This window comes from Enterobacter sp. CPE_E1241, assembly GCF_045618265.1.
GTDB classification, from domain to species: domain Bacteria; phylum Pseudomonadota; class Gammaproteobacteria; order Enterobacterales; family Enterobacteriaceae; genus Enterobacter; species Enterobacter adelaidei.
Genome location: NZ_JBIWYV010000001.1, coordinates 2052607 through 2069211, shown reverse-complemented (window position 1 = coordinate 2069211; position 16605 = coordinate 2052607). Strand labels below are relative to the sequence as shown.

At 54.5% G+C, this 16605-nt stretch carries 17 protein-coding genes and 2 tRNA genes; 12 read left to right on the top strand and 7 right to left on the bottom strand.

What is annotated here, in order from left to right; translation table 11 throughout:
* Positions 1–166 precede the first annotated feature (166 nt).
* The 4 genes from mdtK (at position 167) to ACJ9Y9_RS10085 (ending at position 3564) form a co-directional block, all read left to right on the top strand.
* Entirely contained in the window at positions 167–1540 is a 1374-nt protein-coding gene (gene mdtK / locus ACJ9Y9_RS10100) for an MdtK family multidrug efflux MATE transporter (protein ID WP_028017280.1), read from the top strand.
* Positions 1541–1693: 153 nt separating this feature from the next.
* Positions 1694–1770, top strand: a tRNA-Val gene (locus tag ACJ9Y9_RS10095).
* A gap of 4 nt (positions 1771–1774) precedes the next feature.
* Positions 1775–1851, top strand: a tRNA-Val gene (locus ACJ9Y9_RS10090).
* 117 nt (positions 1852–1968) lie between these two features.
* Entirely contained in the window at positions 1969–3564 is a 1596-nt protein-coding gene (locus ACJ9Y9_RS10085; protein ID WP_028017279.1) for an FAD-NAD(P)-binding protein, read from the top strand.
* Positions 3565–3592: 28 nt separating this feature from the next.
* Here the strand turns inward: ACJ9Y9_RS10085 and ACJ9Y9_RS10080 are convergent, their stop codons facing one another.
* Together ACJ9Y9_RS10080 and ACJ9Y9_RS10075 are read right to left on the bottom strand one after the other, a co-directional pair.
* Positions 3593–4228, bottom strand: a complete 636-nt coding sequence (locus ACJ9Y9_RS10080; RefSeq protein WP_028017278.1) for a carbonic anhydrase — start codon at positions 4226–4228, stop codon at positions 3593–3595.
* Positions 4229–4300: 72 nt separating this feature from the next.
* Complete coding sequence (locus tag ACJ9Y9_RS10075; protein WP_028017277.1) at positions 4301–5083, bottom strand: MBL fold metallo-hydrolase; 783 nt, start codon at positions 5081–5083, stop codon at positions 4301–4303.
* 125 nt (positions 5084–5208) lie between these two features.
* Here ACJ9Y9_RS10075 and ACJ9Y9_RS10070 point away from each other — a divergent pair, with 125 nt between their 5' ends.
* Entirely contained in the window at positions 5209–5349 is a 141-nt protein-coding gene (locus ACJ9Y9_RS10070) for a hypothetical protein (RefSeq protein WP_003857665.1), read from the top strand.
* Positions 5350–5441: 92 nt separating this feature from the next.
* On the opposite strand, the gene ACJ9Y9_RS10065 is transcribed toward ACJ9Y9_RS10070, so the two are convergent.
* Positions 5442–5609, bottom strand: a complete 168-nt coding sequence (locus ACJ9Y9_RS10065) for a hypothetical protein (protein WP_032666818.1) — start codon at positions 5607–5609, stop codon at positions 5442–5444.
* Between the two features lie 245 nt (positions 5610–5854).
* On the opposite strand from ACJ9Y9_RS10065, the gene ACJ9Y9_RS10060 reads away from it, so the two are divergent.
* The 4 genes from ACJ9Y9_RS10060 to ACJ9Y9_RS10045 are packed head-to-tail and all read left to right on the top strand — an operon-like array spanning position 5855 to position 8948.
* Positions 5855–6685, top strand: coding sequence for an ABC transporter substrate-binding protein (locus ACJ9Y9_RS10060; protein ID WP_028017276.1), 831 nt, complete (start codon positions 5855–5857; stop codon positions 6683–6685).
* A 1-nt stretch (position 6686) separates the two neighbouring features.
* Complete coding sequence (locus ACJ9Y9_RS10055) at positions 6687–7502, top strand: amino acid ABC transporter ATP-binding protein (RefSeq protein WP_028017275.1); 816 nt, start codon at positions 6687–6689, stop codon at positions 7500–7502.
* Positions 7502–8278 (top strand): amino acid ABC transporter permease, encoded by a 777-nt coding sequence (locus tag ACJ9Y9_RS10050; RefSeq protein ID WP_028017274.1) that lies wholly within the window; start codon positions 7502–7504, stop codon positions 8276–8278. Before ACJ9Y9_RS10055 ends, ACJ9Y9_RS10050 begins: the two co-directional genes overlap by 1 nt.
* Entirely contained in the window at positions 8262–8948 is a 687-nt protein-coding gene (locus ACJ9Y9_RS10045) for an amino acid ABC transporter permease (protein WP_028017273.1), read from the top strand. Before ACJ9Y9_RS10050 ends, ACJ9Y9_RS10045 begins: the two co-directional genes overlap by 17 nt.
* On the opposite strand, the gene fumD is transcribed toward ACJ9Y9_RS10045, so the two are convergent.
* The 4 genes from fumD to ACJ9Y9_RS10025 form a co-directional block, all read right to left on the bottom strand.
* Positions 8929–9138 (bottom strand): fumarate hydratase FumD, encoded by a 210-nt coding sequence (gene fumD / locus ACJ9Y9_RS10040; protein ID WP_008500615.1) that lies wholly within the window; start codon positions 9136–9138, stop codon positions 8929–8931. The two genes, ACJ9Y9_RS10045 and fumD, sit on opposite strands and share 20 nt — an antisense overlap.
* 110 nt (positions 9139–9248) lie before the next feature.
* Entirely contained in the window at positions 9249–10061 is an 813-nt protein-coding gene (locus ACJ9Y9_RS10035) for a MetQ/NlpA family ABC transporter substrate-binding protein (RefSeq protein ID WP_407226097.1), read from the bottom strand.
* Between the two features lie 23 nt (positions 10062–10084).
* Entirely contained in the window at positions 10085–10753 is a 669-nt protein-coding gene (locus ACJ9Y9_RS10030) for a methionine ABC transporter permease (RefSeq protein ID WP_028017271.1), read from the bottom strand.
* Positions 10746–11768 carry a methionine ABC transporter ATP-binding protein gene (locus tag ACJ9Y9_RS10025; protein ID WP_028017270.1) on the bottom strand — a complete coding sequence of 341 codons (1023 nt, stop codon included), beginning with the start codon at positions 11766–11768 and terminating at the stop codon, positions 10746–10748. The genes ACJ9Y9_RS10030 and ACJ9Y9_RS10025 overlap by 8 nt, the downstream gene beginning before the upstream one ends.
* Positions 11769–12168: 400 nt before the next feature.
* On the opposite strand from ACJ9Y9_RS10025, the gene ACJ9Y9_RS10020 reads away from it, so the two are divergent.
* The 3 genes from ACJ9Y9_RS10020 to pykF all read left to right on the top strand — a co-directional run bounded on the left by ACJ9Y9_RS10020 (position 12169) and on the right by pykF (position 16495).
* Positions 12169–13539: a cystathionine beta-synthase gene (locus tag ACJ9Y9_RS10020; RefSeq protein WP_028017269.1), complete on the top strand. Its 1371-nt coding sequence runs from the start codon at positions 12169–12171 to the stop codon at positions 13537–13539.
* An 11-nt stretch (positions 13540–13550) separates the two neighbouring features.
* On the top strand, positions 13551–14696 hold the full coding sequence (locus ACJ9Y9_RS10015; protein WP_028017268.1) for a PLP-dependent aspartate aminotransferase family protein: 1146 nt from the start codon (positions 13551–13553) through the stop codon (positions 14694–14696).
* Positions 14697–15073: 377 nt separating this feature from the next.
* Entirely contained in the window at positions 15074–16495 is a 1422-nt protein-coding gene (gene pykF, locus ACJ9Y9_RS10010; protein WP_028017267.1) for a pyruvate kinase PykF, read from the top strand.
* The last annotated feature ends 110 nt before the right edge of the window (positions 16496–16605 follow it).

The following is a 16605-nucleotide window of genomic DNA, read 5'->3' as shown; positions in this document are numbered from 1 at the left end:
AGTTGGAAAAACAGGTTGCCAGCGGAGCGCATTTTCTGGCGATTTTTTCACTAGATAAATAGCTAAAGCCCGCTACAATAGCTGGCACCCCCCTGCATTTTCTTCTTGCTGCCCGTTTCGGCGGCTTTTTTAGTCTCTCAAATAACTACAAAATAAAGGTGTTCACGTGCAGAAGTACATGAATGAAGCGCGCCAGTTATTGGCACTGGCTATACCAGTGATCGTCGCGCAAGTGGCCCAGACCGCAATGGGATTTGTGGATACGGTAATGGCAGGTGGCTACAGCGCCACCGATATGGCGGCCGTTGCTATCGGCACGTCAATCTGGCTTCCGGCCATCCTGTTCGGCCACGGTCTGCTGCTCGCGCTCACGCCTGTTATCGCCCAGCTCAATGGCTCGGGTCGTCGCGAGCGCATTGCCCACCAGGTCCGTCAGGGTTTCTGGCTGGCGGGGTTTGTCTCCGTGCTGATTATGGTGGTGCTCTGGAACGCGGGCCATATTATTCGCGCCATGCATAACATTGACCCGGCACTGGCTGACAAAGCCGTGGGTTATCTGCGCGCCCTGCTCTGGGGGACTCCAGGCTACCTCTTTTTCCAGGTGGCGCGTAACCAGTGTGAAGGTCTGGCGAAAACTAAGCCTGGGATGGTGATGGGCTTTATTGGTTTGCTGGTCAATATTCCGGTGAACTATGTCTTTATTTACGGTCATTTCGGAATGCCGGAACTGGGTGGCGTCGGCTGCGGCGTGGCGACGGCAGCCGTTTACTGGGTGATGTTCTTCTCGATGATCGCCTTTGTAAAACGCGCCCGTTCCATGCGCGATATCCGCAACGAGAACAGATTTAGTACGCCAGACTGGAGCATCATGACGCGTCTGGTGCAGCTAGGTTTGCCGATTGCCCTCGCGCTGTTCTTCGAGGTGACGCTTTTCGCCGTGGTCGCCCTGCTGGTCTCCCCGTTGGGCATTGTGAACGTAGCCGGGCACCAGATTGCGCTGAACTTCAGCTCGCTGATGTTCGTCCTGCCGTTGTCGCTGGCGGCGTCGGTGACTATCCGTGTCGGCTTCCGTTTGGGGCAAGGTTCGACGATAGACGCGCAAACCGCCGCGCGAACCGGGCTGGGTGTCGGTGTCTGCATGGCTGTCTGTACGGCGCTCTTTACCGTCACGCTACGCGAACAAATCGCCCTGCTCTACAATGACAACCCCGAAGTCGTGGCTCTGGCGTCGCATCTGATGCTGCTGGCAGCGGTCTACCAGATATCTGATTCCATTCAGGTGATTGGCAGCGGTGTGCTGCGTGGATATAAAGACACGCGTTCCATCTTCTTTATCACCTTCATCGCCTATTGGGTATTGGGTCTGCCGTGTGGTTACATTCTGGCCCTGACCGACCTGGTGGTTGACCGCATGGGTCCGGCCGGATTCTGGATGGGCTTTATCATCGGTCTGACCTCTGCGGCAATTATGATGATGATGCGAATGCGCTTCCTGCAACGTCAGCCATCAACGGTCATTTTGCAACGCGCAGCACGTTAATTACGCAGTAGCCGCCAGCCGGCGGCTACTTTATCTTCACTTTGCGCGGTAATACAGCAATCGCGTGAAATCAGAGAGAAAAATGCATTTTCCCTCTTGCCTCATTGGTGCTGTGCCGCTAATATTCGTCCCCGTTGTCACCGACAACACGTTGCGTTCATAGCTCAGTTGGTTAGAGCACCACCTTGACATGGTGGGGGTCGTTGGTTCGAGTCCAATTGAACGCACCATTCTGCGTCCGTAGCTCAGTTGGTTAGAGCACCACCTTGACATGGTGGGGGTCGGTGGTTCGAGTCCACTCGGACGCACCATTTCAGTCCTGAAATGGTGCAAATTATCCTCTGATTTCCTGAATTATCCTAATCCCTTATTTTCATCACTGTTCTCCTGCTACGCTTTCCTCATGGAAAAAAAGAGGAATACCGTCGATGAAGAAAATCGCCATTATCGGTTCCGGCCCTACAGGGATTTATACGTTTTACGCACTTCTTAAAAATCGGCAGCCGCTTTCGATTTACGTCTTTGAGCAAGCTGATAACGCGGGCGTGGGTATGCCCTATAACGACGACGATAATTCTCGTCTGATGTTGGCGAACATTGCGAGCATTGAAATCCCGCCACTGTTCATGTCCTACCTCGACTGGCTTAAGGGCCAGAGCGAAACCCATCTGGCACGCTTTAAGGTGGATAAATCCCGTTTGCATGACCGGCAGTTCCTGCCCCGTCTCCTGCTGGGTGAGTATTTCCGCGACAGCTTTTGGTCAATCGTAAAAGAGGCGAAAAAACGCGGGTTCCATGTTGAAATCCATGAGTCTGCCCGGGTCACCGACATCGTGCCCACGAATGATGGCGTCACGCTTTCCGTCAACGACAGCAGTTTTCCTGAACGCTTTGACCTTGCGGTTATCGCCACCGGCCACGTCTGGCCTGCAGACGACGAAGCCTCTCGTACGTATTTCCCAAGCCCGTGGTCCGGTCTGATGGATGCCAAAATTCCGCCCTGCCGTGTTGGTGTTATGGGAACATCGTTAAGCGGTCTTGACGCGGCAATGGCGGTAGTGATGCAGCACGGCGCGTTTCGCGACGGTAAATTCGTTCTGGATACAGGCAGCGAGGCGTTAAAGATTGTCCTGATGTCCCGAACGGGCATTCTCCCGGAAGCCGATTTTTACTGCCCTATTCCTTACGAACCGTTGTCAGTGTTGACTGAGCTCGCGGTTGAACGCGAAATTGCCAAAGGGCCGGATGGCCTGCTTGATCGCATTTTTGCCCTGATGGTGAGAGAGCTTGAACTTGCTGACCCGGCATGGTGTAAGAAAGTTGCTCTGCATAAGCAGACGGCAGACAGCATGCGTGAGGCCTGGTTTGAAGATCGTAAACGACACGACCCGTTCACCTGGGTCGAAGAAAACCTCGACGAGGTTGAGAGAAACAAACAGGAACACCGCACCGTGGCCTGGCGCTACACCGTGCTTCGGCTCCATGAAGTGGTTCAGACGATCGTACCGCATCTCGACGATCGCGACAGTAAGCGCTTCAAACAAGGGCTGGCCCGGGTCTTTATCGACAACTATGCGGCCATCCCTCCACAGTCTATTCGCAGGCTGCTCGCGCTTCGCGAAGCCGGCATTATTAGCGTGGCTGCGCTCGGTGACAATTACACGCTGGATATTGGCAGCGATAGCGCAGCAATCGCCACAAAAGAGACCGTCTACCGTTTCGACGTTTTTATTGATGCGCGCGGGCAAAAGCCGCTCAAAACGAAAGATCTGCCCTTCCTGACGCTGCGCAAGCAGCTGGAAGCAACGGGTGAAGAGATACCCGACATCGGCGAAGATTACACCTTAAAAGCGCCTGACCCCGTTCGCGGGCGCATCGCCTTCGGCGCGATACCGTGGCTAATGCACGATCGTCCCTTCGTTCAGGGGCTGGCGGAGTGTGCAGAGATTGCAGAGGCGATGGCGAAAGCGGCAGAAAAAACCGCGTCTGGGTTACGGCGGAAATTACCGTATAGTGAGGACTGACAGGGCATCCATGCCCTGCTGTAATGGATTACTCGAAATACACTTCCGGGTTTTCAGACAGCGAAACGAAGGTTTTCGTCGCTTTATCCAGCGCGCGAATTTCGCCGCTTTCAATGTCATACACCCAGCCGTGCAGTCGGATAGAGTTGTTACGCAGGCCCACCGCCACGGATGGATGGGTCTTAATGTTGCTCAGCTGCGCAAACACGTTTTCCTGCACCATCGCGTTGACTTTATCGATCGGCTTATCCCAGGTTTTCTTCTCAACCACCGCTTTTGCCGCATCGGAATAGCGCAGCCAGTGCGACACAGCAGGCATCGGCTCCAGGTTCGCGTTATCGGCAATCGCCTTCATCGCACCACAGTTGGAGTGACCGCAAATCACGATATCCGTCACACCCAGCGCCACAACAGCGTATTCGATGGTTGCGGACACACCGCCAGGCTCAGGTCCGAACGGCGGCACAATGTTGCCAGCATTACGAATGACAAAGAGTTGTCCTGGCTCCTGCTGGGTGACCAGTTCCGGGACCAGGCGGCTGTCGGAGCAGGAGATGAACAGCGCTTTGGGATTCTGGCTGGACGCTAAACTGCGAAAGAGTTCTTTACGTTGCGGGAAAATTTCTTTTTGAAAGCTGAGAAAACCTTCAATGATATGTTGCATAGCAATGTCTCTTTTATCTGTTTTAGTTTAGGCATGATCGAGATCACACTCGTAAAGTTTACCCATCGTGGTTTACTTCAGACAAGCAATATATTTCTGGCCCGACCGCTGCACAATTTCGTCCGCGAAGGCCTGGATGTTCTGCCCTTCGAAAGCACCGTACAGACGTGCAAACGTTCTGCCTTTCAGATGACTCACTACCGATGCTACGGTCCGGGCCGGCAGCGGAAGATAATTTGGGTAACTCCACATAAACGAGACAGCGTCTTTCCCCGGCGTGACCTGCAGAATATCGCCCACCAGCAATACCCCCGCACCTTCCTGCCAGTGCAGCACTGTCCCGCCAGCAAAATGACCGCCGAGGCGCAGCAATGTGACCGACGGGAAAATTTCCAGCGCATCGTCCTGCCAGAAGTGGATTGCCGGGCTGTCGCGCATGACCCATTCTCTGTCGCTGGCGTGCAGATACAATGGTGCATCAAACGCCGCAGCCCATTCCTGCATCGTGGTGTAATAATGCGGATGCGAAATCGCAATCGCGCTGATGCCGCCGAGCGCAGTGATGAGCGTTTTAGTTGCCGGATCGAGGTTAGCAATACAGTCCCAGAGAATATTGCCGTGCGGGGTACGCAGGAGCAGTGCCCGCTGGTTGATAGCAAATGCGGGCACCGTTTTGATACTAAACAATTGCGGCTCCAGCTGCTGCCATTTGTTGCTGTGTGTGGCAGTGACGGTATCGAAATCTGTCCACACCTGGCCCGTGACGGGCACATACTGACGGTCATCCTCGCAGATCGGGCATCTGTCAGGCTGTGCATCATAGGCGGTTCCGCAGGTTTTACAGAGGGTAATCATGTGTTCTCCTCAGCGATAAAGCACTGAGTATGGCAGGGATTATCCTTATGTGCTGCGAGGTACATTGCTGGCTTTTTTTGCCCTATACTGTGCCAGTATCAAAAACTGAACAGAGCAGGTGCAACATGGAAATTGATCTCGATAACTTAGTGTTTAACGGTCTGGATGAAGCAGAAGAGCGTAATGCGGAACGTCTGGACGACGCGGATAAAAAAGCGCAGGCGATTGTCGCCGACGACGACTGCGGCGACGCCTGCAAGATCTAATAAAAAAGCACCGGGAAACCGGTGCTTTTTTATTTCACTCGTTAAACGTCGCGCACACCTCGTTCCAGTACGTTTCGCGCGTGCGGCGCAGTTCAGCGTGGCGTTTTATCATGGAACCACTCCGGGTCAATGTTGGCAACGTCTACGCCATACAGGCTGGCGACAGGCAGTATCGACTCAAGAACACGTTGCGCGCTGTTCTCCGCATTCGCTGGCCGGGCCGCAAAAAACCGCCGTAACGTGCTGATCCATTTTTTCATCGTCTTACCCTCTCTCGCCGTATCTGCCTTCAGTTAAGCACCCAAATCCCGTGGAGGGGAAATACCAAAATCCACTGTCGATGTGCAGGATCTGCAAATAGCCCCCCGTCCTTTTCACTCTTCATTAACACCTTGTTCACTAATGCTTTTTTGCTCATAGCAAAGAACGATTTCTTATTTGGCGATAGCTTTCCCTTATGGGAGCGTAACGGGGTAAAACAAAAACAACGGGATGGCGTATGACTATGGCAGCAAAAATGAAAGGGTTTAAAAAACGGACGCTGGTTCTGGGATTAGTGGCAGCCTGGGGCCTGTTTTCAGCGCAGGCGCAGGCCGATCAGCTGGCGGATATCAAGGCAGCAGGGGTGGTGAAAGTGGCCACATTTGATGCCAACCCGCCGTTTGGCTCGATTGATGCCAAAACGCATGAGATCGTGGGTTACGACGTGGACTTCGCCAAAGCGCTGGCTAAATCACTCGGCGTGAAGCTTGAACTGGTTGCCACCAATCCGGCCAACCGCATTCCGCTGCTGCAGTCCGGCAAAGCCGACCTGATCGTGGCGGATATCACCATCACCCCGGAACGCGCACAGGTCATTGATTTCTCGACGCCTTACTTCGTCACCGGCCAGCAGTTCCTGGTTCCGGCGAAATCACCGGACAAGCTTGATGACTACAGCCGGGCGCGTATTGGCGCGGTCAAAGGAACCACGGGCGAGCAGGCGCTGCACCAGCGTTTCCCGCAGTCACGCGTGCTCTCTTATGACGATATTCCACTGGCGCTGACGGCACTGCGCAATGGCAACGTGCAGGCAATCACCCAGGACAGCACCATTCTGGCCGGTCTGCTGGCGCAGGCGCCGGATAAAGCCAACTTTAAAATCCTGCCCGACCTGCTCAGTAAAGAAGAGATTGGCGTGGGGGTGAAGAAAGGTGAAACCGCGCTTCTGAAGGCCGTTAACGACGAGCTGGTTAATCTCGAGAAGAACGGCCAGGCGGCAAAAATCTACGACGTCTGGTTTGGTCCAGGCACTCCAGCTCCACAGCCTCGCGCCTTTAAAATAGAAGCTAAGTAATATGCTCTCAGGTTTATTTTCACACTCCGCGGCCGGTGCCGCGGATTTTTCACATCTGGAACAGGCCAGCGTCGAGTTTCGTCATGTGGACAAACGTTACGGTGACCATCAGGTTTTAAACGACATTAACCTCACCATCACGCCCGGAGAAGTGGTCGCCATCCTCGGCCCTTCGGGTTCCGGTAAATCCACCCTGATTCGTCTCATCAACCAGCTTGAAACCCTGAGCGGCGGGGAGATCCTTGTCGACAACAAACCGACCGGCAAGCTGTCTGGTATCGGGCTGCGTCAACTGCGCAGCCGCGTGGGGTTTGTGTTTCAGCAATTCAATCTTTATGCCCATCTTACCGCCAGCCAGAACATCACCCTGGCGCTGGAGCAGGTTCACGGCTGGAAGCCGCAACCTGCCCAGGAGCGCGCGCTGTCGCTGCTGGAGAAAGTCGGAATGCTGGAAAAAGCCTACCATTTCCCGGCAGAACTTTCTGGTGGTCAACAGCAGCGCGTGGCGATAGCCCGTGCTCTGGCCTCTTCGCCGCAAATCATTCTCTTCGACGAGCCGACATCGGCTCTCGATCCTGAGATGATTGGCGAAGTGCTGTTTGTGATGCAAGCCCTCGCCCACAGCGGGATCACCATGATCGTCGTGACCCACGAGATGCAGTTTGCCCGGGAGATTGCCGACCGGATCGTCTTTATCGACGGCGGGCAAATTCTCGAGATTGCACCGCCGGCGCAGTTTTTTAGTCAGCCCTCACATCCGCGCGCGCAGCGTTTCCTGCAAAAGGTGCTTAACCCACTGCATCAGGAGCATCTGTAATGCCCGCGCTCGACTGGCACGGGGTACTGACCGGACAGCCCCTGCAGTGGATATTCTCCGGATTTCTTACCACCCTGTGGGTCACGATTATGGGGATCATGCTGGCAAGCCTGCTGGCGTTACTTTTTATGCTCCTGCGCCTTTCCGGCGGACGCCTCGGGAGCGCCATCGTCAGTGGCTGGGTATCGCTGTTTCGCAATACGCCGCTGCTGGTGCAGCTGCTGTTCTGGTATTTTGCCGCCTGGAACGGATTACCACAGGCGTTTCGCGACGTGGTTAACGCGGATCACAGCTGGTCAATTCTGCCCGGCGACGTCTGGTGGTTTACGCCCGAGTTTTTATGTTCCGCCTGGGGGTTGGGCGTCTTTACCTCGGCGTTTTTAATCGAAGAGGTGGAGTCGGGGTTACGTTCTGTGCCTGCCGGACAACGGGAGGCCGCGCTGGCTCAGGGTTTCTCTTCGTGGCGTTTGTTTCGTCACATCCTTCTGCCGCAGGGCCTGGCCAACGCCTGGCAGCCCGTTGTGGGGCAGTACCTTAATCTGATGAAGCTCTCCTCGCTCGCCAGCGGGATTGGCTTTGCCGAACTCACCTACCAGGTCAGGCAGATTGAAAGCTACAACGCGCATGCGCTGGAAGCATTTACTGTCGGTACCGCACTCTATCTCCTGACCGGTCTGGTCATGGGAATGGTGCTGGTTCGTATTGGACCTCAGGCGAAACGTAAACGCCCCATCGCTGTCATCGCAGGGAGTGAAAAACATGATTGCCGGACTTAATGTCATCACCGATAACCTCGATTATCTGCTGTGGGGACGTGCGGCAGCGGGTGAACCGGGCGGCGTATTGCTCTCGTTGATGATGGCGGCTGGAGCCGCCGCCATCGCTCTGCCCGGTGGGATAGTGCTCGCGTGTCTGGCCTGGCGCTTTACCGGGCTCCTACGCAAGCTGCTCTTCTTGTGGGCAGAGCTGATCCGCGGTATCCCGCTCATCTTCGTGATTTTCTGGATGTGGTATCTGCTGCCGCTCATTACCGGAGGCGACATGCCGGGAGCGCTTACCGTCACGCTGGCCCTGGCCTGGTTTACGGCGGCAACCGTGATGCACTCAGTGCTGGCCGGACTTAACGCGCTACCCTCCGGGCAATATGAGGCTGCCCTGTCTCAGGGATTCAGCACGCAACAAACGTTGTTGCGCGTGCTGCTGCCGCAGGCGCTGAGGAATATTTTGCCGTCACTGGTGGGGATTTTTATCAGCCTGCTGAAGGATACGTCGCTGGCGTTTATCGTGAACGTACCGGAACTGACCACAGTCGCGGGACAGGTCAACAACCGGGTGCAAATCTACCCGGCGGCCATTTTTATCTTTACGGGTGTGGTCTACTACCTGCTCTGCTGCTCGCTGGAGCAGCTTGCGAAACGCTGGCGTATCACCCGGCCAGCGCTTTAACCACCGTTTCCATCGCTTCGGTTGTCAATTCACTGCGTTTAACGCGCTGGTTCGCCAGCGCGGTACGCAGTACTCCGGCAATGACAATATGCTTTGGCTCCTGCCCTAAATCACGCATCTCAAGCACCACCTTACCAACTACCCGGCACATCTCCTGATACAGCGCTTCATCTTTAGTCACATTACCCATCGTCATCACTCCATTGCCTGTTAAACGTTGAGCTTAAATGATTCTCCTGCCGGATACAAAAAAGAAGCCCGGCGAGAAACTCGCCGGGCTTCATCTGTAAAATCAGCTAATTAGTTGTTTACTGGAATGACTGCGCCTTTGTACTTGGTGCGGATCCAGTCCTGAATCTCTTTCGAGTGCAACACGTTCACCAGCGCAATGATATCTTTCTTCTTCTCGTCACCGCGATGCACGGTGATGATGTTGGCGTACGGGTTGTTTTCACCGCTCTCAACCGCAATCGGGTCGTGAACCGGATCCAGACCGGCGTCAATCGCGTAGTTGGCGTTGATCACCACCGCAGCGCCTTCATCATTGTTGTACATCTGCGGCAGCAGAGAGGCTTCAACGTTAGGGGTGAACTGCAGCTTTTTCGGGTTTTCTACGATGTCGCTGATGCGCGCGGTCACTTTGTCGATGCCCGGTTTCAGCTTGATCACGCCCTCTTTTTCAAAGATAGAGAGGATACGGCCCTCTTCAGAAACAGCGTCACGCATGATGATCTTGCCGCCTTCCGGCAGATCTTTCAGCGATTTATATTTTTTAGAGTAAATGCCGATTGGCTCAATGTGGATCGCGCCTGCACTGACAAAATCATGATCCTTGTCGCCCGCATGATCTTTCAGAACGCTGTTCAGGTAAGGGATGTGCTGGAAATAATTCGCGTCGATATCATGACCCGCCAGCGCGGTGTTGGGCAGAATGTAGTCCTGGAACGGTTTAATCTCCAGGTCGATACCCTGCTTCGCCAGAATCGGCTTAGCCTGCTCCAGAATTTCGGCGTGTGGCGTATTGGATGCGCCCACGGTCAGGGTGTCGGCCCAGGAGGCAAAGCTCAGGGCACTCAGGGTTGCGGCGGCGATCAGTGTCAGTGTTTTTTTCATGATGTGGTTCCTGTGTGTATTTATTAGCGTTTATCTAACAGTGAAGTAATGACATCGCCGCAGAACTGGATGATGAAAACGATGATTAAAATAGTCACCGTTGCCACCAGCGTGACGTCACCATGGTTGCGCTGGAATCCTTCCAGATAAGCCAGATTTCCCAAACCACCGGCGCCAATCACCCCCGCCATCGCGCTGTAACTCACCAGCGCAATCAGCGTCACCGTAATACCTGATACCAGTGCAGGTGATGATTCCGGCAGTAAAACCCGAAACACTAACGTGCTCAGTCGTGCGCCCATCGAGCGAGTTGCTTCGATGACGCCTTTATCCACTTCACGCAGGGCGATCTCCACCAGGCGTGCGTAGAACGGTGCGGCGCCGACAATCAGTGCCGGCAGTGCCGCGTTGGCGCCAAGGATGGTGCCAACAATGGTCTTGGTGAACGGGATCAGCAACACAATCAAAATGATGAACGGAATAGAACGGAACACGTTCACCACAATCGAAATGACGCTATACACCGTGCGATTGTGGAACAGCCCACCGCGTGCGGTTAAAAACAGCGCCAGACCCAGCACGATGCCCAGCACAAACGTCGCCACGCCTGAAAGCGCCGTCATGTACAGCGTCTCCAGCGTCGCCGCCCAGAGCTGATCCCATTTGAGATGCGGAAAGAGATTCTCAGCCATGTTTAATCACCTCGCCTTCAATATCGCTGTGCTGCAGGTCGGCGAGGATATTGTTCAGTTGTTCGTCAGATGCCACGACGTGCACCCAGAGCTGGCCAAACACGCCATGGGCGGTTTGCGTCATTTTCCCGTGCAGGATGTTAAACGGCAGGCCGTAGCGGAGGGTCAACTCACCTACGATCGGCTTATGCGTGCTGTGCCCGGTAAACGTCAGTTTGATGACCGTGCCTTCCAGATCGTTTGCCAGCTCGCTATTAAAGGTTTCCTCCTCCGCGTACTGACTCACCTGGCGGACAAACTGCTGCGTAATGGGCTGTTGTGGATGGGTAAAGACGCTCAGCACATCCCCTTCTTCCACCACTTTACCGTTCTCCATTACCGCCACGCGGTCGCAGATTTTGCGCACCACGTGCATCTCGTGCGTGATCAACACGATGGTCAGTTTGAAGCGGCGGTTAATATCCAGCAGCAGATCGAGGATTTGATCGGTGGTCTGCGGGTCGAGCGCTGACGTGGCTTCATCACAAAGCAGCACGTCAGGGTTGTTCGCCAATGCTCGTGCAATGCCGACACGTTGTTTCTGCCCGCCGCTTAACTGCGACGGGTAGGCATTCTCACGCCCTTTCAGCCCAACGAGTTCGACAAGCTCGGCCACGCGCGCCTTGATTCTCGCTTTCGGCACACCTGCAATTTGCATTGAAAACGCGATGTTTTCTGAAACCGTGCGCGACCACAGCAGGTTGAAATGCTGGAACACCATACTGATTTTCAGGCGTGCCTGGCGCAGCGCTTCGCCACTAGCGGCAGAAATGTTCTGCCCATTAATGGTGACACTTCCGGTGCTGGGTTTTTCCAGACCGTTCAGCAGACGAATCAGCGTGCTTTTCCCGGCCCCACTGTAACCAATAATTCCGTAAATCTGTCCCTGCTCTACCGTCAAGTTGACGTCATCAACGGCAGTCAGTGCCACTTTTCCGTTGTCAAAAACCTTCGAAATATTACTCAGTACAATCATTCTTATTCGTTATCCGTCCCGCGCATGGCGGTTTAGAAGTATGGATGTCCAAACGAGTGTAAACAGGCGTTATCAGCTTTTAAATGAATAAAAAGGCATGTGTTATAACCGTGGGAAATAAACAGCGGATTTACCGGGAGGGAAGCATTTAGACCAATTTCAGCAATGATTATCTGCCAGATGTATATCTGCTGGCTGACACCCTTAAAAATCGGTCATTTTTGCAGCATTTCTCACTGGTATAGCCATCCTCACATCCAGACAACTTTACGTCTTGCTATCCTGACATCCAAAAATGGCATTTATATTCCTTTCAGTTCTAAACGGCAGTGAATGGTTCTTTATTGCGAAAATTACACCGCCCTATCATCCCGTCATGACATCCAGAAAGGAAAATATCATGACGATTTATCACTCCGTCACCGAACTGATTGGTCGTACCCCGCTTATCCAGCTGCATAAGCTTGATACCGGTCCCTGCTCGCTGTTCCTGAAGCTGGAAAACCAGAACCCGGGCGGTTCTATTAAGGATCGCGTTGCGCTGTCGATGATTAATGAAGCGGAGCGTACCGGGCAGCTGCAGCCGGGCGGTACGATCATTGAGGCGACGGCGGGAAATACCGGTCTCGGCCTGGCTCTGATCGCCGCTCAGAAAGGCTACTCGCTGATCCTGGTGGTACCGGACAAAATGAGCCGCGAGAAAATTTTCCACCTGCGCGCGCTGGGTGCCCAGGTAGTACTGACCCGCTCCGACGTTAATAAGGGCCATCCCGCCTATTACCAGGATTACGCCCAGCGCCTGGCTAATGAACTGCCCGGCGCGTTTTACATAGACCAGTTCAATAACGAAGCCAATCCGCTGGCACACCGCACCACCACAGCCCCGGAACTGTATGAGCAGTTGGACGGCAAGATCGACGCTATCGTAGTGGGTGTGGGTTCAGGCGGGACGCTGGGCGGCCTGCAGGCGTGGTTCGCCGAGCACTCTCCGCACACGGAGTTTGTGCTGGCAGACCCGGCAGGATCCGTTCTGGCAGACCAGGTAGAAACCGGGAAATATCACGATGCCGGCTCCTGGCTGGTTGAGGGAATTGGCGAAGACTTTATTCCGCCGCTGGCCCACATCGAAGGCGTGAATCGCGCCTGGCGCATCACCGACCGGGAAGCCTTCACCACCGCGCGCGAGCTGCTGAAAACGGAAGGTATTCTGGCAGGCTCCTCCAGCGGCACGCTGCTGGCGGCGGCGCTGAAGTATTGCCAGGCGCAAACCACGCCAAAACGCGTGGTGACCTTCGCCTGCGACAGCGGCAATAAGTACCTCTCGAAGATGTTCAACGATGACTGGATGCGTCAGCAAGGCCTGATCACGCGCCCGCAGGCAGGCGATCTCTCCGACTATATCGCCCTGCGCCACGATGAAGGGGCTACCGTCACCGCCGCCCCGGACGACACGCTTTCCACCGTCCTGGCACGCATGCGTCTGTATGACATCTCCCAGCTGCCGGTGCTGGAGAACGGTAAGGTCGTCGGCATTATCGACGAGTGGGATCTCCTGCGGAATATCGACGGCGATGGCGATCGCTTCGCACTTCCCGTAACTGAGGCCATGACCCGTCAGGTGGAGTTCCTCGATAAACGCGCCCCGGAAAGCGACCTGAATACCATTTTCGACCGCGGTCTGGTGGCCGTGATCAATGACAACGACCGTTTTCTGGGTCTGATTACGCGCAGCGACGTTCTGACCGCCTGGCGCAACCGTCTTCAGCAATAAAGGAATAGATGATGAAAAACCTGGCTACCTTGAGCGTCCACAGCGGCGAGTTCAACGATCAGCACGGCGCGGTGATGCCGCCGATTTATGCCACCTCAACGTTTGCGCAACCGTCCCCCGGAGAACATACCGGCTATGAATATTCCCGGAGCGGCAACCCGACTCGCCACGCGCTGGAGACCGCCATCGCCGAACTGGAAGGCGGCACGCGCGGCTACGCGTTTGCCTCCGGTCTGGCGGCTATTTCCACGGTGCTCGAACTGCTGGATAAAGACAGCCATATTGTCGCCATCGATGACGTTTACGGTGGGACGTATCGCCTGATCGAGAACGTGCGCAAGCACAGCACCGGCCTGCAGGTCAGCTGGGTTAAACCGGATGACTTAGCCGGGCTGGAGGCCGCCATTCGCCCGGATACACGTATGATCTGGGTAGAAACGCCAACCAACCCGCTACTGAAGCTGGCGGACCTGGCGGCCATTGCGGCGATCGCCCGTCGTCATAACGTCATCAGCGTGGCGGATAACACCTTCGCGTCGCCGGTGATCCACCGTCCGCTGGAATCGGGTTTCGATATCGTGGTGCACTCCGCGACCAAATACCTTAACGGCCACTCTGACGTCGTCGCCGGACTGGCGGTGGTAGGAGATAACCAGGCGCTGGCGGATAAACTTGGCTACCTGCAAAACGCGGTCGGTGGCGTACTGGATCCGTTCAGCAGTTTCCTGACGCTGCGCGGTATTCGCACGCTTGCTTTGAGGGTAGAAAAGCACAGCACCAACGCGCTGGCGATTGCGCAATGGCTGGAGCAACATCCGCAGGTTGAAAAAGTGTTCTATCCAGGACTGGAATCGCACCCACAATATTCGCTTGCCCGCACGCAGATGGCGCTGCCCGGCGGAATGATTTCTGTCGTGGTAAAAGGCGATGCGCAACGTGCAGCAGAAGTGATTCGCAACCTGAAGTTGTTCACCCTTGCGGAAAGCCTGGGCGGCGTTGAGAGCCTTGTGAGCCAGCCTTACAGCATGACGCACGCCTCGATTCCGCTGGAGCAACGCCTGGCAAACGGCATTGTGCCGCAGCTGATCCGCCTGTCAGTGGGAATTGAAGATCCAAAAGACCTGATTGCCGACCTCAGCCAGGCGCTGAAAAAATAAGCAAAATGCGGCAGGTTAATCCCCTGCCGCCATAAGTTGTCATTATGGCTTAACGCCTTGATAACAATATTATGTGAAACTTCACAGATTATTTCTGAAACACCGTTTCCATTTTCCTTTTAGCTAAAAATCAGCGTATAATGCGCGCCTAATCCCTGGTGAATGGTTTCAGCGCTTGGAATACAAAAAACAACGTACAACTTCTCCTCTCCTTCGTTGGGCTGTCACTCAGGCACACTTTCTTCTGCACGCTCATTTGATGTCTCCTATCCTTAGTGCGTGTCATATACTCTTTTGCAACACAGGTTTGACTCCGCGGCGGTGCGCCCCAGGAGCGAGATTTCCATATCCTTCCCAACTTAAAGACTAAGACTGTCATGAAAAAGACGAAAATTGTTTGTACTATCGGCCCGAAAACCGAATCTGAAGAGATGCTGAGCAAAATGCTGGATGCCGGCATGAACGTGATGCGTCTGAACTTCTCCCATGGTGACTACGCAGAACACGGTCAGCGTATCCAGAATTTGCGCAACGTGATGAGCAAGACCGGTAAAAAAGCCGCGATCCTGCTGGATACCAAAGGTCCTGAAATCCGCACCATCAAACTGGAAGGCGGTAACGACGTCTCTCTGAAAGCGGGCCAGACTTTCACCTTCACTACTGACAAATCCGTTGTCGGCAACAGCGAAATCGTTGCAGTGACCTATGAAGGCTTCACCAGCGACCTGTCCGTCGGTAACACCGTACTGGTAGACGATGGTCTGATCGGTATGGAAGTCACCGCTATCGAAGGTAACAAAGTTATCTGTAAAGTGCTGAACAACGGCGACCTGGGTGAAAACAAAGGCGTTAACCTGCCGGGCGTTTCCATCGCGCTGCCAGCACTGGCTGAAAAAGACAAACAAGACCTGATCTTCGGTTGCGAGCAAGGCGTTGACTTCGTTGCAGCCTCTTTCATCCGCAAACGTTCCGACGTGGTTGAGATCCGTGAGCACCTGAAAGCGCACGGCGGCGAGAAGATCCAGATCATCTCCAAAATTGAAAACCAGGAAGGCCTGAACAACTTCGACGAAATCCTCGAAGCCTCTGACGGCATCATGGTTGCACGTGGCGACCTGGGCGTTGAAATCCCGGTTGAAGAAGTGATCTTCGCGCAGAAGATGATGATCGAGAAATGTGTTCGCGCGCGTAAAGTGGTTATCACTGCAACGCAGATGCTGGACTCCATGATCAAAAACCCACGCCCAACCCGCGCAGAAGCAGGCGACGTGGCAAACGCCATCCTCGACGGTACTGATGCAGTTATGCTGTCTGGCGAATCCGCGAAGGGTAAATATCCGCTGGAAGCGGTGACCATCATGGCCACCATCTGCGAACGCACCGACCGTGTGATGAAAAGCCGTCTGGATTACAACAACGACAGCCGTAAACTGCGCATCACTGAAGCGGTGTGCCGTGGTGCAGTTGAAACTGCAGAGAAACTGGAAGCGCCACTGATCGTGGTTGCCACCCAGGGCGGTAAATCTGCTCGCGCTGTGCGTAAATACTTCCCGGATGCGACCATCCTGGCACTGACCACCAATGAAACCACTGCTCGTCAGCTGGTACTGAGCAAAGGCGTTGTGCCTCACCTGGTGAAAGAAATTGCCTCTACCGATGATTTCTATCGCCTGGGTAAAGAAGTGGCTCTGGAGCTGGTTGATCGTGGCCTGGCTCAGAAAGGTGACGTTGTGGTTATGGTTTCTGGTGCACTGGTACCAAGCGGAACTACCAATACAGCATCTGTTCACGTGCTGTAATAATTCCCGAACGAATTAATTTTGGTAAAAAGCGCCCCTCGGGGCGCTTTTTTTATTCCTGGCATTAGCCAAAGTCATTCAAAATGCAAATCGGGTTTTTCTATTTAATT

What these genes read in the sequence shown, in the direction of transcription:
- ACJ9Y9_RS10085 (WP_028017279.1), top strand. Translation starts at nt 1,969, where the DNA reads ATGAAGAAAATCGCCATTATCGGTTCCGGCCCTACAGGGATTTATACG.
- ACJ9Y9_RS10080 (WP_028017278.1), bottom strand. Translation starts at nt 4,228, where the DNA reads ATGCAACATATCATTGAAGGTTTTCTCAGCTTTCAAAAAGAAATTTTC.
- ACJ9Y9_RS10075 (WP_028017277.1), bottom strand. Translation starts at nt 5,083, where the DNA reads ATGATTACCCTCTGTAAAACCTGCGGAACCGCCTATGATGCACAGCCT.
- ACJ9Y9_RS10070 (WP_003857665.1), top strand. Translation starts at nt 5,209, where the DNA reads ATGGAAATTGATCTCGATAACTTAGTGTTTAACGGTCTGGATGAAGCA.
- ACJ9Y9_RS10065 (WP_032666818.1), bottom strand. Translation starts at nt 5,609, where the DNA reads ATGAAAAAATGGATCAGCACGTTACGGCGGTTTTTTGCGGCCCGGCCA.
- ACJ9Y9_RS10060 (WP_028017276.1), top strand. Translation starts at nt 5,855, where the DNA reads ATGGCAGCAAAAATGAAAGGGTTTAAAAAACGGACGCTGGTTCTGGGA.
- ACJ9Y9_RS10055 (WP_028017275.1), top strand. Translation starts at nt 6,687, where the DNA reads ATGCTCTCAGGTTTATTTTCACACTCCGCGGCCGGTGCCGCGGATTTT.
- ACJ9Y9_RS10050 (WP_028017274.1), top strand. Translation starts at nt 7,502, where the DNA reads ATGCCCGCGCTCGACTGGCACGGGGTACTGACCGGACAGCCCCTGCAG.
- ACJ9Y9_RS10045 (WP_028017273.1), top strand. Translation starts at nt 8,262, where the DNA reads ATGATTGCCGGACTTAATGTCATCACCGATAACCTCGATTATCTGCTG.
- fumD (WP_008500615.1), bottom strand. Translation starts at nt 9,138, where the DNA reads ATGGGTAATGTGACTAAAGATGAAGCGCTGTATCAGGAGATGTGCCGG.
- ACJ9Y9_RS10035 (WP_407226097.1), bottom strand. Translation starts at nt 10,061, where the DNA reads ATGAAAAAAACACTGACACTGATCGCCGCCGCAACCCTGAGTGCCCTG.
- ACJ9Y9_RS10030 (WP_028017271.1), bottom strand. Translation starts at nt 10,753, where the DNA reads ATGGCTGAGAATCTCTTTCCGCATCTCAAATGGGATCAGCTCTGGGCG.
- ACJ9Y9_RS10025 (WP_028017270.1), bottom strand. Translation starts at nt 11,768, where the DNA reads ATGATTGTACTGAGTAATATTTCGAAGGTTTTTGACAACGGAAAAGTG.
- ACJ9Y9_RS10020 (WP_028017269.1), top strand. Translation starts at nt 12,169, where the DNA reads ATGACGATTTATCACTCCGTCACCGAACTGATTGGTCGTACCCCGCTT.
- ACJ9Y9_RS10015 (WP_028017268.1), top strand. Translation starts at nt 13,551, where the DNA reads ATGAAAAACCTGGCTACCTTGAGCGTCCACAGCGGCGAGTTCAACGAT.
- pykF (WP_028017267.1), top strand. Translation starts at nt 15,074, where the DNA reads ATGAAAAAGACGAAAATTGTTTGTACTATCGGCCCGAAAACCGAATCT.